Genomic DNA, 15,970 nt, shown 5'->3' on the forward strand with positions numbered 1-15,970 from the left:
GGGGCTTCGCGCTTGGAGGGGTTCCCGAGCGGTCAAAGGGATCAGACTGTAAATCTGACGGCACTGCCTTCGAAGGTTCGAATCCTTCCCCCTCCACCAAGCACATTTCGTTGTGCTGTTGTAGTTTGCGGCACGCGAAGCGGTTGTAGAGAGTCAGCTGGCGTTTGGCATGTGCGGGTGTAGCTCAATGGTAGAGCAGAAGCCTTCCAAGCTTATGACGAGGGTTCGATTCCCTTCACCCGCTCCAGTTTAGTAGTACAGGTTTCGGCGCCCTTGTAGCTCAGTGGTAGAGCACTCCCTTGGTAAGGGAGAGGCCACGTGTTCAATCCACGTCAAGGGCACCACTTCTATCTGCCTCGTCCGACGTGACGGTGTCGGAGTCATCGCTTCGAAAATTCTGATTCTGATTAAAGGGTGTCGATATGGCTAAGAGCAAGTTTGAGCGTACGAAGCCGCACGTAAACGTTGGCACGATTGGCCACGTTGACCACGGCAAGACGACGCTGACCGCGGCAATCACGACGATTCTGTCGAAGAAGTTCGGTGGTGAGGCGAAGGCCTACGACCAGATCGACGCTGCGCCGGAAGAGAAGGCACGTGGTATCACGATCAACACGGAGGCGGTCGTACGGTTGGCGCCGGTGTCGTCGCCAAGATCATCGAGTAATCGCTCAGGCGATTGATCGATCAGGAGCGCATCCGTAAGGGTGCGCTTTGTAGTCTCTGCTGCAGGGGTATAGCTCAACTGGCAGAGCGTCGGTCTCCAAAACCGAAGGTTGGGGGTTCGATTCCCTCTGCCCCTGCCACAATTTTTCCGGAAGTCATTACCTCGATGGCCGATAAGTTGAAGTTCGCGCTGGCTCTGGCACTGGTTGCGGCCGGCGTGGTCGGCTTTTACCTCCTTTCCGAGCAGGCGCTGGTGTTGCGTGTACTCAGCGTGCTGGCTGGTCTGGGTGCGGGTCTTGCTGTTGCCTGGTATTCCGAAGCGGGTCGCCGTTTCGTCGAGTTCGCGCGCGAAGCCGTTGTCGAGACCAAGAAGGTGGTATGGCCCAGCCGCAAAGAAACCGTCCAGACCACCGGTCTGGTTTTTGCGTTCGTTGTGGTAATGGCCCTTTTCCTCTGGCTGACCGACAAGAGTCTGGAATGGGTGCTGTATGACCTGATTCTGGGCTGGAAATGATCATGACAAAGCGCTGGTATGTAGTGCACGCCTATTCGGGCTTCGAAAAGTCCGTACAGCGTGCGCTCGTTGATCGCATCGCCCGTGCCGGGATGCAGGATGCTTTCGGGCAGATCCTGGTGCCGGTCGAGGAAGTGGTCGAGATGAAGGGCGGTCAGAAGAGCATTACTGAACGCAAGTTTTTCCCGGGTTATGTGCTCGTGGAAATGGAAATGAACGACGAGTCCTGGCACCTCGTCAAGTCGACACCCAAGGTTACCGGCTTTGTCGGTGGTACCGCGAACAAGCCTTCTCCGATTACCGAGAAGGAAGTCGACAAGATCATGCAGCAGATGCAGGAAGGTGTCGAGAAGCCGCGTCCGAAGGTGCTGTTCGAGACTGGCGAAGTGGTTCGGGTCAAGGAAGGTCCCTTCACCGATTTTCATGGTGCGGTCGAAGACGTCAACTACGAAAAGAGCAAGTTGCGGGTGGCGGTGACCATTTTTGGTCGCTCGACGCCGGTGGAACTGGATTTCGCCCAGGTCGAAAAGACCTGAGCGCAAGAAGGCGGGCGCGTTGCGCCCGCCATTGCCCGTTCACGCGGGCAATGCGAGGAGCGTCGGCATGTAGTCGGCGCGCTAGCACTCATCACAGGAGCAAGCCGCAATGGCAAAGAAGATTATTGGTTACATCAAGCTGCAGGTGCCGGCCGGCAAGGCCAACCCCAGCCCCCCGATCGGTCCGGCGCTCGGTCAGCGCGGTCTGAACATCATGGAATTCTGCAAGGCCTTCAATGCCAAGACTCAGGGCATGGAACCGGGCCTGCCGATTCCGGTGGTGATCACCGCCTTCGCCGACAAGAGCTTCACCTTCATCATGAAGACGCCGCCGGCCACGGTCCTGATCAAGAAGGCCGCCGGTATTCAGAAGGGTTCGCCGAAGCCGCATACCGACAAAGTGGGTTCGGTCACCCGTGCCCAGGTCGAAGAGATCGCCAAGACCAAGATGGCTGACCTCACGGCCGCCGACATGGACGCGGCTGTCCGCACCATCGCCGGTTCCGCACGCAGTATGGGCATCACCGTGGAGGGCCTCTGATCATGGCTAAGGTTTCCAAGCGAGTTCAGGCGCTCCGCGCCAAGGTCGATCGCAACAAGGTTTACCCGGTTGCCGAAGCGCTGGCACTGGTGAAGGAATGTGCGAGCGCCAAGTTCGACGAGTCCATCGACGTTGCGGTGAATCTCGGCGTCGATGCGCGCAAGTCGGACCAGGTCGTTCGTGGTTCGGTCGTGCTGCCTGCCGGGACCGGCAAGTCGGTCCGTGTTGCGGTGTTCGCCCAGGGCGAGAAGGCGGAAGCTGCGCGTGCAGCCGGCGCCGATGTCGTCGGCTTCGACGATCTTGCCGAGCAGGTCAAGGGCGGCAACATCGACTTCGATCTGTGTATCGCCACCCCCGATGCGATGCGTGTGGTCGGCCAGCTCGGTCAGATCCTCGGTCCCCGCGGTCTGATGCCGAACCCGAAGGTTGGCACCGTGACCATGGACGTGACCACTGCGGTCAAGAATGCCAAGGCTGGTCAGGTTCAATACCGCACCGACAAGGCTGGCCTGGTCCACGCCACCATTGGTCGGGCCTCCTTTGGTGTTGAAGCACTGCAGCAGAACCTGAATGCATTTGTCGATGCGCTGGTCAAGGCTCGTCCGGTTGCGGCCAAGGGCGTCTATCTGCGCCGTATGGCCCTGTCGAGCACGATGGGTGTCGGGCTGCGCGTCGAAACGAATACCTCCGCCAGCTAAGCTGGGGAGTACTTAACTTTGGGACGTCCTGGCGCCTTGGTGTCGGGACGGATCGTCAAAGACCGCAGGTGCGTATGCCTCGGCATTCGTCTAATCAGCCTCAGGGCGGCCTGCGCAGACGGTGAACCCAGAACAGGATATTGGCTGCGTTGTCAGCCGCACTCCTGATCCAGGTCGCCGTGGGTGCGAATCGCTTGTGCGGTTCGTGTGTTGACTTGAAAGGAGGAAAAGGCCCGTGGGTCTCAATCTCGATGACAAGAAAGCCGTAGTGGCAGAGGTGTCGGCACAAGTAGCCAACGCCCAGACTATCGCGGTGGCCGAGTATCGCGGCATAGAAGTGGGTGATCTCACCGTGCTGCGCGCAAAGGCCCGTGAATCTGGCGTCTATCTGCGTGTGTTGAAGAACACCCTGGTGCGTCGTGCGATCGCCGAAACCCAGTTTGCCGGGTTGTCGGACCAACTGGTTGGTCCGCTCATTTATGGCATTTCTGAAGATCCTGTCGCCGCAGCAAAGGTGCTTAACGACTTTGCCAAGGGCAACGACAAGCTGGTCCTGAAAGCAGGTTCCTATGCGGGCAAGACGCTCGACAAGGCTGCTGTGCAGGCGCTGGCCTCGATCCCGAGCCGCGAAGAGTTGCTCGCCAAGCTGTTGGGCGTCATGCAGGCACCGGTTACCGGTTTCGCATGCACGCTGGCCGCCCTCGCCAAGAAGCGCGAGGAAGAAGCGGCAGCCTGACCGTTTTCTTAAAAGTTTCGATTCTGGAGTAATTTAAATGGCAATCAGCAAAGAAGACATCCTCGAAGCCGTTGGCTCGATGACCGTGATGGACCTGAACGACCTGGTCAAGGCGTTCGAAGAGAAGTTTGGCGTGTCCGCTGCCTCGATGGCCGTGGCTGCCCCGGGTGCCGGCGCTGCCGCCGCTGCCGTTGAAGAGAAGACCGAGTTCGACGTCATCCTCCAGGCTGCCGGCGACAAGAAGGTTGAGGTCATCAAGGTTGTGCGTGCTGCGACCGGCCTGGGCCTGAAGGAAGCCAAGGACGTCGTGGATGGTGCACCGAAGGCCGTGAAGGAAGGCGTGTCGAAGGCTGACGCCGATGCGCTGAAGAAGCAACTGGAAGATGCTGGCGCAAAGGTCGAGATCAAGTAATTCTCGCTTTTGCTGCAGGGCTGGCGCTCGTCATGAGCACCAGCCCTTTCGTGCTTTGTACGAAGCACGAAGGCAGAACAAAGCGTCCCCGAATTTTCTGCGTATTGACGTGTCAATCCAATTCAGAACGTGGGCGTTGTGTTCTGTCTTCCCGACGTTCGACCTCTAGCCGGAGCATCCATGGCGTATTCCTACACTGAGAAAAAGCGTATCCGCAAGAGCTTCGCCAAGCGCGCGGCCGTGCTCGATGCGCCTTTCCTGCTCGCGACCCAGATTGAATCGTTTGCTGCGTTCCTACAGGCGGAAACCCCGCCCGAAGTGCGCCTGAACGATGGCCTGCAGGCAGCCTTCACCTCAATCTTCCCGATTTCGAGCCACAGTGGCAATGCCCGGCTTGAATTCGTCCAGTACATGCTGGGCGAACCCGCCTTCGATGTGAAGGAATGCCAGCAGCGCGGCCTGACCTTTGCGTCGCCGCTGCGTGCCCGCGTCCGGCTCGTGATCATGGACCGTGAGGCGCCGAAGGAAACCATCAAGGAAGTGAAAGAGCAGGAAGTCTATATGGGCGAGATTCCGCTCATGACCGACACCGGCTCGTTCGTCATCAATGGTACCGAGCGCGTGATCGTCTCGCAGCTGCACCGTTCGCCCGGTGTGTTCTTTGAGCATGACCGCGGCAAGACGCATTCTTCCGGCAAGCTGCTGTTCTCTGCACGCATCATTCCTTACCGTGGCTCCTGGCTCGATTTCGAGTTCGATCCCAAGGATTACCTGTATTTCCGCGTTGACCGTCGCCGCAAGATGCCGGTCACGATTCTGCTGCGCGCCATCGGCATGAGTCCCGAGGAAATTCTCGAAACCTTCCATGACTTCGACGCCTTTCACCTGTCGGCGGAAGGGGCTCAGTTCGACCTCGTGCCGGACCGCCTGCGCGGCGAAGTGGCCCGATTCGACATCGTCACGCCCGATGGCAAACTCATCGTGGCGCGCGACAAGCGCATCACCGCCAAGCACATCCGCGAGCTCGACCAGGCCGGGCTGAAGACGATCGCGGTGCCGGACGACTTCATCCTGGGTCGCGTCATCGCCAAGAACATCGTCGATGCCGAAACTGGCGAGCTGGTCGCCCGCGCCAACGACGAGATCACCGAAGAACTGCTCGAGAAGCTTCGTGACGCCGGTGTCAAGGAACTGGTCACGCTGTACGTGAATGATCTGGATCGTGGTGCCTACATCTCGTCCACGCTGCGTATCGACGAGACCGCCGATCAATGGGCAGCGAAGGTCGCCATCTACCGCATGATGCGCCCGGGCGAGCCGCCCACCGAAGACGCGGTCGAGGCCTTGTTCAACGGCCTGTTCTATGCGCCGGAACGCTATGACCTGTCGACCGTCGGTCGCATGAAGTTCAACCGTCGTGCCTATCCCGAGAAAATCGACGAGCGCACGCCCGCCTGGCTCAAGCGTTTCTATGAGCTTGTCGGCCCGCATGGTGAGGAAGGCAGTGGCGTGCTGGCCAACGACGATATCCTGGCGGTCATCGGTGTGCTGGTCGAACTGCGCAACGGCCGTGGCGAGATCGACGATATCGACCACCTCGGCAACCGCCGTGTGCGTTCGGTCGGCGAACTGGCGGAGAACCAGTTCCGTGCCGGTCTGGTACGTGTGGAACGCGCGGTCAAGGAGCGCCTGTCGCAGGCCGAGTCCGACAACCTGATGCCGCACGACCTGATCAATGCCAAGCCGATCTCGGCTGCGATCAAGGAGTTCTTCGGCTCCAGTCAGCTGTCGCAGTTCATGGATCAGACCAATCCGCTGTCTGAAATTACCCACAAGCGGCGCGTCTCCGCGCTCGGCCCGGGCGGTCTGACGCGTGAGCGCGCGGGTTTTGAGGTTCGCGACGTGCATCCGACGCACTACGGCCGGGTATGCCCGATCGAGACGCCGGAAGGTCCGAACATCGGTCTGATCAACTCGCTCGCGGTCTACGCCCGTACCAACCGTCACGGTTTCCTCGAGACCCCGTATCGCAAGGTCGAGAACAGCATCGTTACCGACCAGATCGACTATCTGTCGGCGATTGAGGAAGGCCAGTACGTCATTGCCCAGGCCAACGCGGAAATCAACGAAAGCGGACTGCTGGTCGGTGATCTGGTGTCCTGCCGCCACAAGGGCGAATTCGCCCTTGTGACCGCCGACCAGGTCCAGTACATGGACGTGGCGCCGGGCCAGATCGTGTCGGTGGCCGCATCGCTGATTCCCTTCCTCGAGCATGACGATGCGAACCGCGCGCTGATGGGTGCGAACATGCAGCGTCAGGCCGTGCCTTGCCTGCGTCCGGAAAAGCCGCTGGTCGGCACCGGTATCGAGCGCACCGTTGCGGTTGACTCGGGTACTGCAGTGCAGGCCAAGCGTGGCGGTCTGGTCGACTATGTCGACGCGCAGCGTATCGTCGTTCGGGTGAACGACGACGAAGCCATGGCTGGCGATGTCGGTGTCGACATCTACAACCTGATCAAATACACGCGCTCCAACCAGAACACCAACATCAACCAGCGCCCGGTGGTGAAGGTCGGTGATCGCATCGCCCGTGGCGACGTGATCGCGGATGGTGCATCGACCGACCTTGGCGAACTCGCGCTGGGCCAGAACATGCTGGTCGCGTTCATGCCCTGGAACGGCTACAACTTCGAAGACTCGATCCTGATCTCCGAGCGCGTGGTGGCGGACGACCGTTTCACTTCCATCCACGTCGAGGAGCTCACCGTCGTTGCACGTGACACCAAGCTCGGACCCGAGGAGATCACCCGCGATATCGCCTCGCTGGGTGAAGCGCAACTGGGTCGTCTCGACGAGTCCGGCATCGTCTATATCGGTGCCGAAGTCGAAGCGGGCGACGTGCTGGTTGGCAAGGTCACGCCCAAGGGTGAAACCCAGCTGACGCCGGAAGAGAAGCTGCTGCGGGCGATCTTCGGCGAGAAGGCGTCGGACGTTAAGGATACGTCGCTGCGCGTGCCCTCCGGCATGACCGGTACCGTGATCGACGTGCAGGTATTCACGCGCGAGGGTATCGAGCGCGACAAGCGTGCGCAGTCGATCATCGACGACCAGTTGCGCAGTTTCAAGATGGATCTCGCGGACCAGATGCGGATCGTCGAGCGCGACGCGTTTGCACGTATCCAGCGCATGATCACTGGACAGAAGGCAAACGGCGGGCCGAAGAAGCTGGCCAAGGGCAGCGAGATCACGGTGGAGTACCTCGAGACCCTCGAGCACTATCACTGGTTCGATATCCGCCTGGCGGACGACGCACTGGCGACCCAGCTCGAAGCGATCCGCGAAGGTCTCGAGACCACCCGCAAGGACTTCGACTCGGCTTTCGAGATCAAGAAGCGCAAACTTACCCAGGGTGACGAGCTGCCGCCGGGTGTGCAGAAGATGGTCAAGGTCTATCTCGCGGTGAAGCGTCGCCTGCAGCCGGGTGACAAGATGGCCGGTCGTCACGGTAACAAGGGCGTGGTGTCGAAGATCGTTCCCGTCGAGGACATGCCCTACATGGCCGACGGCACGTCTGCCGACATCGTGCTGAACCCGCTGGGTGTGCCGTCGCGGATGAATATCGGTCAGATTCTCGAGACCCACCTCGGTTGGGCAGCGAAGGGCCTGGGCCAGAAGATCGACAAGATGTTGCGTGCCAATGCTGCTGTTCAGGAGGTGCGCGGTTTCCTCGAGGAGATCTATAACGGAAGTGGCAAGCCGGAGGCGCTCGATCAGTTCGACGACAAGGAAATCGTCGACCTGGCGACCAACCTGGTCAAGGGCGTGCCCTTTGCGACGCCGGTGTTCGATGGCGCCCACGAGGATGAAATCGAGAAGATGCTGGTATTGGCCGATTTGCCCGTCAGCGGACAGGTGACCTTGTACGACGGTCGCACTGGCGAACCGTTCGAGCGCAAGGTGACGGTCGGCTACAAGCACGTTCTGAAGCTGCATCACCTGGTCGATGACAAGATGCACGCACGTTCGACCGGTCCGTACTCGCTGGTGACGCAGCAGCCGCTGGGCGGTAAGGCGCAGTTCGGTGGTCAGCGTTTCGGTGAGATGGAAGTGTGGGCGCTGGAAGCCTATGGGGCGGCATACACCCTGCAGGAAATGCTGACGGTCAAGTCGGATGACGTTACCGGCCGGACCAAGGTGTACGAGAGCATCGTCAAGGGCGAGCACAAGATCGATTCCGGCATGCCGGAATCCTTCAACGTGCTGGTGAAGGAAATTCGTTCCCTGGCGATCGACATCGATCTGGACCGCGGTTGAACCGGAGACATTGCGTACCCCGCATGTCCTGGATGGAGTGATATATGAAGAGCCTGCTCGCTGACCTGTTCAAGCAAACCCTGCCGAATGAGGAAGAGTTCGAAGCCATTACCATTGGTCTCGCCTCTCCCGATAAGATCCGGTCGTGGTCCTATGGTGAAGTCAAGAAGCCCGAGACCATCAACTACCGGACGTTCAAGCCCGAGCGTGACGGTTTGTTCTGCGCCAAGATTTTCGGCCCGGTCAAGGACTACGAGTGCCTGTGCGGCAAATACAAGCGCCTCAAGCATCGTGGCGTGATCTGTGAGAAGTGCGGCGTCGAAGTGACGCTGTCCAAAGTGCGCCGCGAACGCATGGGCCACATTGAGCTGGCCAGCGTCGTTGCCCATATCTGGTTCCTGAAGAGCCTGCCGAGCCGCCTCGGCATGGTGCTCGACATGACCCTGCGCGATATCGAGCGTGTGCTGTACTTCGAAGCCTTCGTGGTGGTCGAACCGGGCATGACTCCGCTCAATCGCGGTCAGTTGCTGACTGAAGACGACTACCTCGCCAAGGTCGAGGAGTACGGCGATGATTTCGATGCGGTGATGGGCGCTGAAGGTATCCGCGAACTGCTGCGCACCCTCGATGTCACGCTCGAGATCGAGAAGCTGCGCGCCGACCTCGAGACCACCGGCTCGGAAGCCAAGGTCAAGAAGTACTCGAAGCGCCTCAAGGTGCTCGAGGCCTTCCAGCAATCGGGCATCAAGCCCGAGTGGATGATTCTCGAAGTGCTGCCGGTGCTGCCGCCCGACCTGCGTCCGCTGGTGCCGCTAGATGGCGGCCGTTTCGCGACCTCAGACCTGAATGATCTGTATCGTCGCGTCATCAACCGTAACAACCGTCTCAAGCGTCTGCTCGAACTCAAGGCGCCGGACATCATCGTCCGCAACGAAAAGCGCATGCTGCAGGAGTCGGTCGACTCCCTGCTCGACAATGGTCGCCGCGGCAAAGCGATGACGGGTGCCAACAAGCGTCCGCTGAAGTCGCTCGCCGACATGATCAAGGGCAAGGGCGGTCGTTTCCGTCAGAACCTGCTCGGTAAGCGCGTTGACTACTCCGGTCGTTCGGTCATTACCGTCGGTCCGCAGCTCAAGCTGCACCAGTGCGGTCTGCCCAAGCTGATGGCGCTTGAGCTGTTCAAGCCCTTTATCTTCAACAAGCTTGAACTGCTCGGCCTGGCCACCACGATCAAGCAGGCCAAGAAAATGGTCGAGCTGCAGGAGCCGGTCGTGTGGGACATCCTCGAAGATGTCATCCGCGAGCATCCGGTGATGCTGAACCGTGCGCCGACGCTGCACCGCCTCGGCATCCAGGCCTTCGAGCCAGTGCTGATCGAAGGCAAGGCCATCCAGCTGCATCCGCTGGTCTGCGTCGCGTTCAACGCCGACTTCGACGGTGACCAGATGGCCGTCCACGTGCCGCTGTCGCTCGAAGCGCAGATGGAAGCCCGTACGCTGATGCTGGCCTCCAACAATGTGCTGTCGCCCGCCAACGGCGAGCCGATCATCGTGCCGTCGCAGGATATCGTTCTGGGTCTCTACTACGCCACCCGCGAAGGCGTGAATGTGCCCGGCGAAGGCATGTTCATGACCGACGTCAGTGAGGTGAAGCGTGCCTACGAATCGGGCCAGATCTCGCTCCATGCGCGCATTACCGTGCGCCTGAAAGAGGCTGACCTGGGCCCGGACGGCGAGCGCATCGAGCGTGTCAGCCGTTACGAGACCACGGCCGGTCGCGCAATCCTGTCGGAGATCCTGCCGGCTGGGCTGCCCTTCAGCGTCATCGACAAGCCGCTGAAGAAGAAGGAGATCTCCAAGCTCATCAATGCGTCCTTCCGCCGTTGCGGCCTGCGTGCGACGGTGATCTTCGCCGACCAGCTGATGCAGTTCGGCTATCGTCTGGCAACCCGCGCCGGTATCTCGATCGCGGTCAAGGACATGCTGGTACCGAAGCTCAAGGAAGACCTGATCCGCGCCGCCGAAAGCGAGGTCAAGGAGATCGCCCAGCAGTACACCTCCGGTCTGGTGACCGATGGCGAGCGCTACAACAAGGTCGTCGATATCTGGGGCCGTTGCGGTGACCAGGTGGCCAAGGCCATGATGGAGCAGCTCGGCTCGGAAGAGGTCGTCAACCGTGAAGGCAAGACGGTCAAGCAGGAAGCGTTCAACTCGATCTACATGATGGCCGACTCGGGTGCGCGGGGTTCCGCTGCCCAGATCCGCCAGCTGGCCGGTATGCGTGGCCTGATGGCGAAGCCGGACGGCTCGATCATCGAGACCCCGATCACGACCAACTTCCGCGAAGGTCTGAACGTTCTGCAGTACTTCATCTCCACCCACGGAGCCCGTAAGGGTCTGGCGGATACGGCGTTGAAGACCGCCAACTCGGGTTACCTGACGCGTCGTCTGGTCGACGTCACTCAGGATCTGGTTGTCATCGAAGACGACTGCGGCACGCGCGAGGGCTTCTCGATGAAGGCCCTGATCGAAGGCGGCGAGGTCATCGAACCCTTGCGCGACCGGATCCTCGGCCGCGTCTGCGTCGACGACATCGTCAATCCGGATACCCAGGAAACGGTCATTGAAGCCGGTGCGTTGCTCGACGAAGATGCGGTCGACCTGGTCGAGAGCCTTGGTGTGGATGAAGTGAAGGTGCGTACGCCGCTGACGTGCGAGACGCGTTACGGCCTGTGTGCGCAGTGTTACGGCCGTGACCTTGGCCGCGGCATGCGCGTCAACGCCGGTGAGGCGGTTGGCGTGATCGCGGCGCAGTCGATCGGTGAGCCGGGCACCCAGCTCACGATGCGTACCTTCCACGTGGGTGGCGCGGCCTCCAGAGCGGCATCCGCCAGCGGTGTCGAGGCCAAGTCGGCCGGTACCATCCGCTTCGCCGGCAACATGCGCTATGTGTCCAGTGCCAAGGGCGAGAAGGTCATCATTGCGCGCTCCGCAGAGATCGTGGTGGCAGACGACATGGGCCGCGAGCGCGAGCGCCACAAGCTGCCGTACGGCGCGATGCTGCTGGTCGACGACGGTGCAACGGTCAAGGCCGGCGCACAGCTCGCGACCTGGGATCCGCATACCCGCCCGATCGTGACCGAATACGCCGGTACGGTGAAGTTCGAGAACGTCGAAGAAGGGGCGACGGTTGCCAAACAGATCGACGAAGTCACCGGTCTGTCGACGCTGGTGGTCATCGACTCCAAGCGTCGCTCGTCGACGGGCGCCTCCAAGGGCGTCCGCCCGCAGGTCAAGCTGCTCGACGAGAGCGGTGAGGAAGTGCGTATCGCCGGCACCGATCACGCCGTGACCATCACCTTCCAGGTCGGTTCGCTGATCACCGTGAAGGACGGCCAACAGGTCAGTGTGGGCGACGTGCTTGCACGTATTCCGCAAGAGTCTGCCAAGACGCGCGACATTACCGGTGGTCTGCCGCGTGTTGCGGAGTTGTTCGAGGCTCGCTCGCCCAAGGATGCCGGTCTGCTGGCCGAGTACACCGGTACGGTGTCGTTCGGCAAGGACACCAAGGGCAAACAACGTCTCGTGATCACCGAGCCCGACGGCACGGTGCATGAGTTCCTCATCCCGAAGGACAAGCACCTGATGGTCCACGATGGTCAGGTCGTCAACAAGGGTGAGCACATCGTCGATGGCCCGGCCGATCCGCATGACATCCTGCGTCTGCAGGGTATCAACGCGCTTGCCCGTTACATCATTGATGAAGTGCAGGATGTGTATCGCCTCCAGGGCGTGAAGATCAACGACAAGCACATCGAGGTGATCGTTCGCCAGATGCTGCGTCGCGTGGTCATCAGCGACTCCGGCGATAGCCGTTTCATCCGCGAAGAGCAGGTCGAACGGTCCGAAGTGCTGGACGAAAACGACCGTCTGGAAGCGGAAGGCAAACTGCCGGCCCAATACGAGAACGTGCTGCTCGGTATCACCAAGGCATCGTTGTCGACCGACTCCTTCATCTCCGCAGCTTCCTTCCAGGAAACCACGCGCGTGCTGACCGAGGCGGCCATCATGGGTAAGCGCGACGAGCTGCGCGGTCTCAAGGAAAACGTCATTGTTGGTCGACTGATTCCTGCAGGTACCGGCCTCGCCTATCATCGCAGCCGTAAGGCGCAGGTGGCGGGAGAGGATCTTGGCTCGGGGCATGCCTGGGCACCGGAAGAAGTTGTTGCGGAAGTGCACCAGGATAGTCACACGAGTTGACTTTTCTTTAAGTCTCGGACTAAACTCCGGCCTCTTTTTGTGGACCGACCAATCGTAGTCGGTCGCAGCCGGAATAAACCGCCCGAGGCGGCCCTTGGCGGGCTGCCTCGGTTTTTTGGGAATTCTCAAGCTATGCCAACAATCAATCAGCTCGTCCGCAAGCCGCGTCAGCTGGAAGTCATCAAGAGCAAGGTACCTGCGCTCGAAGCCTGCCCGCAAAAGCGTGGCGTGTGTACTCGCGTCTATACGACGACGCCGAAGAAGCCGAACTCGGCGCTGCGTAAAGTGGCCAAGGTTCGTCTGACCAACGGTTTCGAAGTGATTTCGTACATCGGTGGTGAAGGTCACAACCTTCAGGAGCACTCCGTGGTCCTGATTCGTGGCGGCCGGGTAAAGGATTTGCCTGGTGTGCGTTACCACATCGTTCGCGGCTCCCTCGACCTTCAGGGTGTCAAGGATCGGAAGCAGTCGCGCTCCAAGTACGGCGCGAAGCGTCCGAAGAAGGCCTGATCGGCTTCACCAGAACATTTTTGAGGTTTAGATATGCCGCGTCGTCGCGAAGTACCAAAACGTGAAATCCTGCCGGATCCGAAGTTCGCATCCCAGGATGTCTCCAAGTTCATCAACGTGATCATGCAGTCGGGCAAGAAGGCTGTTGCCGAGCGCATCGTCTATGGTGCTTTTGATCACATCACCACCAAGTCGGGCAAGGATCCGCTCGAGGTGTTTGCCTCGGCTGTGGCCAATGTCAAGCCGGTGGTCGAGGTCAAGAGCCGCCGCGTTGGCGGTGCCAACTACCAGGTGCCGGTCGAGGTTCGTCCCTCCCGTCGCATGGCGCTGTCGATGCGCTGGCTGCGTGAGTCGGCCCGCAAGCGTGCCGAGAAGTCGATGGCCCAGCGTCTTGCTGGTGAGTTGCTCGAGGCCGCCGAAGGCCGCGGCGCCGCCATGAAGAAGCGTGAGGAAGTCCACAGGATGGCCGAGGCCAACAAGGCGTTCTCTCACTACCGCTTCTGATTCCGATTGGTGGCGGTGTTTCGAGCCCTGCAAAGGGCTCGATTGTTTTTAACGAAACGAACGGTTCATCGCGCGCCAACGCGCGAATAACGTAAGGCAGGTATAACGTGGCTCGCAAGACTCCTATTGAGCGCTACCGCAACATCGGTATCTCAGCGCACATCGACGCCGGCAAGACGACAACGACCGAGCGCATCCTTTTCTACACTGGCGTCAATCACAAGATTGGCGAGGTGCACGATGGTGCTGCCACCATGGACTGGATGGCGCAAGAGCAGGAACGCGGGATCACGATTACCTCCGCTGCGACCACCTGCTTCTGGAAGGGTATGGAAATGTCCTACCCCGAGCACCGTTTCAACATCATCGACACCCCGGGGCACGTCGACTTCACGATCGAAGTGGAGCGCTCGATGCGTGTGCTCGATGGTGCCTGCATGGTCTACTGTGCGGTGGGTGGCGTGCAGCCGCAGTCCGAGACTGTGTGGCGTCAGGCCACCAAGTACAAGGTGCCGCGTCTGGCCTTCGTGAATAAGATGGACCGTTCCGGTGCCAACTTCTTCAAGGTCGTCGAGCAGATGAAGACCCGCCTGAAGGCCAATCCCGTGCCGATCGTGATTCCGATCGGTGCCGAGGATACCTTCACCGGCGTGGTTGATCTGGTGCGCATGAAGGCCATCATCTGGGACGAAGCTTCCCAGGGCATGAAGTTCGAATACAAGGACATTCCGGCCGAGCTCGTCGAGCTCGCGAACGAGTGGCGCGAGCAGATGGTCGAGGCTGCGGCCGAAGCCAACGAAGACCTGATGAACGAGTACCTCGAGAACGGCGATCTCTCCCCTGAGAAGATCAATGCCGGTCTGCGTCAGCGCACGCTTGCCTGCGAGATTCAGCCGATGCTGTGCGGCACCGCGTTCAAGAACAAGGGTGTGCAGCGCATGCTGGACGCCGTGATCGAGCTGCTGCCGTCGCCGGTCGATATTCCGCCTGTGACGGGTATCGACGATGACGAGAAGGAAACCTCGCGCAAGGCCGACGACAAGGAAAAGTTCTCGGCCCTGGCATTCAAGCTGATGACCGACCCGTTCGTTGGTCAGCTGACCTTCGTGCGCGTGTACTCTGGCGTGCTGAACTCCGGTGAGACCGTGCTGAACTCGGTCAAGGGCAAGAAGGAGCGCATCGGCCGCATCCTGCAGATGCACGCGAACGAGCGTGAGGAAATCAAGGAAGTGCTGGCAGGAGACATCGCTGCATGTGTCGGTCTGAAGGAAGTGACCACGGGTGAAACCCTGTGCGACCCGAGCGCGCCGATCATTCTCGAGCGCATGGTGTTCCCGGATCCGGTGATTCACGTCGCCGTCGAGCCGAAGACCAAGAGCGACCAGGAGCGCATGGGTATTGCGCTCGGACGTCTGGCTGCGGAAGATCCGTCGTTCCGTGTGCGTACCGATGAGGAATCGGGTCAGACCATCATCTCGGGTATGGGCGAGCTGCACCTCGAGATCATCGTCGATCGCATGAAGCGCGAATTCAACGTTGAAGCCAATGTCGGTGCGCCGCAGGTTGCCTACCGTGAAGCCATTCGCAAGGCGGTCGAGCAGGAAGGCAAGTTCGTCAAGCAGTCCGGTGGTCGTGGTCAGTACGGCCACGTGTGGATCAAGCTCGAGCCGAACGAAACCGGCAAGGGCTACGAATTCGTCGATGCGATCAAGGGTGGTGTGGTTCCGCGCGAATACATCCCGGCGGTCGACAAGGGTCTGCAGGACACGCTGCCGAATGGCGTGCTGGCCGGCTTCCCCGTGGTCGATGTCAAGGTCACGCTGTTCGACGGTTCCTACCACGACGTTGACTCGAACGAAAACGCGTTCAAGATGGCTGCTTCGATGGCCTTCAAGGATGCCATGCGCAAGGCCAATCCCGTGCTGCTCGAGCCGATGATGGCCGTCGTCGTGGAAACCCCCGAAGACTACATGGGCAACGTGATGGGCGATCTGTCCGGGCGTCGCGGCATTGTGCAGGGGATGGACGATCTGGTAGGCGGCGTGAAGGAGATCAAGGCCGAGGTGCCGCTGGCCGAGATGTTCGGCTACGCAACGCAGCTGCGTTCGCTGTCGCAGGGCCGGGCAACCTACTCGATGGAATTCAAGCATTACTCGGAAGCGCCCAAGAGCGTTGCCGAAGCAGTCATCAACAATCGTAAGTAATTCACGATCTGAAGCGAGGAATTAGCAATGGCTAAGAGCAAGTTTGAGCGTACGAAGCCGCACGTAAACGTTGGCA

11 protein-coding genes, 4 tRNA genes and 1 pseudogene are annotated in these 15,970 nt (G+C 60.3%); all 16 read left to right on the plus strand.

Features of this window, described 5'->3' with window-relative positions; translation table 11 throughout:
* Window positions 1-14: 14 nt before the first annotated feature.
* The 16 genes and pseudogenes from J5J83_RS18170 to fusA all read left to right on the plus strand — a co-directional run bounded on the left by J5J83_RS18170 (window position 15) and on the right by fusA (window position 15,894).
* Window positions 15-99, plus strand: a tRNA-Tyr gene (locus J5J83_RS18170).
* 74 nt (window positions 100-173) lie between these two features.
* Window positions 174-247 (plus strand) — tRNA-Gly (locus J5J83_RS18175).
* A 22-nt stretch (window positions 248-269) separates the two neighbouring features.
* A tRNA-Thr gene (locus J5J83_RS18180) sits at window positions 270-344 on the plus strand.
* A gap of 78 nt (window positions 345-422) precedes the next feature.
* A pseudogene (locus J5J83_RS18185) lies at window positions 423-617 on the plus strand (GTP-binding protein); the annotation flags it as partial.
* Between the two features lie 113 nt (window positions 618-730).
* Window positions 731-806, plus strand: a tRNA-Trp gene (locus J5J83_RS18190).
* A gap of 26 nt (window positions 807-832) precedes the next feature.
* On the plus strand, window positions 833-1,180 hold the full coding sequence (secE, locus tag J5J83_RS18195; protein WP_212351357.1) for a preprotein translocase subunit SecE: 348 nt from the start codon (window positions 833-835) through the stop codon (window positions 1,178-1,180).
* Between the two features lie 2 nt (window positions 1,181-1,182).
* Window positions 1,183-1,716 (plus strand): transcription termination/antitermination protein NusG, encoded by a 534-nt coding sequence (gene nusG, locus J5J83_RS18200; RefSeq protein WP_108949546.1) that lies wholly within the window; start codon window positions 1,183-1,185, stop codon window positions 1,714-1,716.
* 109 nt (window positions 1,717-1,825) lie between these two features.
* On the plus strand, window positions 1,826-2,257 hold the full coding sequence (rplK, locus tag J5J83_RS18205; protein ID WP_212351358.1) for a 50S ribosomal protein L11: 432 nt from the start codon (window positions 1,826-1,828) through the stop codon (window positions 2,255-2,257).
* 2 nt (window positions 2,258-2,259) lie between these two features.
* Window positions 2,260-2,955: a 50S ribosomal protein L1 gene (gene rplA, locus J5J83_RS18210; RefSeq protein ID WP_212351359.1), complete on the plus strand. Its 696-nt coding sequence runs from the start codon at window positions 2,260-2,262 to the stop codon at window positions 2,953-2,955.
* A gap of 235 nt (window positions 2,956-3,190) precedes the next feature.
* Window positions 3,191-3,691, plus strand: coding sequence for a 50S ribosomal protein L10 (rplJ, locus tag J5J83_RS18215; protein WP_212351360.1), 501 nt, complete (start codon window positions 3,191-3,193; stop codon window positions 3,689-3,691).
* A gap of 43 nt (window positions 3,692-3,734) precedes the next feature.
* Window positions 3,735-4,103 carry a 50S ribosomal protein L7/L12 gene (rplL, locus tag J5J83_RS18220; RefSeq protein WP_349251953.1) on the plus strand — a complete coding sequence of 123 codons (369 nt, stop codon included), beginning with the start codon at window positions 3,735-3,737 and terminating at the stop codon, window positions 4,101-4,103.
* A 180-nt stretch (window positions 4,104-4,283) separates the two neighbouring features.
* Window positions 4,284-8,417 carry a DNA-directed RNA polymerase subunit beta gene (gene rpoB / locus J5J83_RS18225; protein WP_212351362.1) on the plus strand — a complete coding sequence of 1,378 codons (4,134 nt, stop codon included), beginning with the start codon at window positions 4,284-4,286 and terminating at the stop codon, window positions 8,415-8,417.
* A gap of 44 nt (window positions 8,418-8,461) precedes the next feature.
* Window positions 8,462-12,676, plus strand: a complete 4,215-nt coding sequence (gene rpoC, locus J5J83_RS18230) for a DNA-directed RNA polymerase subunit beta' (protein ID WP_212351363.1) — start codon at window positions 8,462-8,464, stop codon at window positions 12,674-12,676.
* Between the two features lie 132 nt (window positions 12,677-12,808).
* On the plus strand, window positions 12,809-13,186 hold the full coding sequence (rpsL, locus tag J5J83_RS18235; protein ID WP_108949539.1) for a 30S ribosomal protein S12: 378 nt from the start codon (window positions 12,809-12,811) through the stop codon (window positions 13,184-13,186).
* A 33-nt stretch (window positions 13,187-13,219) separates the two neighbouring features.
* Window positions 13,220-13,690, plus strand: coding sequence for a 30S ribosomal protein S7 (gene rpsG, locus J5J83_RS18240; protein WP_212351364.1), 471 nt, complete (start codon window positions 13,220-13,222; stop codon window positions 13,688-13,690).
* A gap of 107 nt (window positions 13,691-13,797) precedes the next feature.
* Window positions 13,798-15,894 carry an elongation factor G gene (gene fusA, locus J5J83_RS18245; RefSeq protein WP_212351365.1) on the plus strand — a complete coding sequence of 699 codons (2,097 nt, stop codon included), beginning with the start codon at window positions 13,798-13,800 and terminating at the stop codon, window positions 15,892-15,894.
* Window positions 15,895-15,970: the final 76 nt, after the last annotated feature.

This window comes from Azoarcus sp. L1K30, assembly GCF_018122735.1.
Lineage (GTDB): Bacteria > Pseudomonadota > Gammaproteobacteria > Burkholderiales > Rhodocyclaceae > Parazoarcus.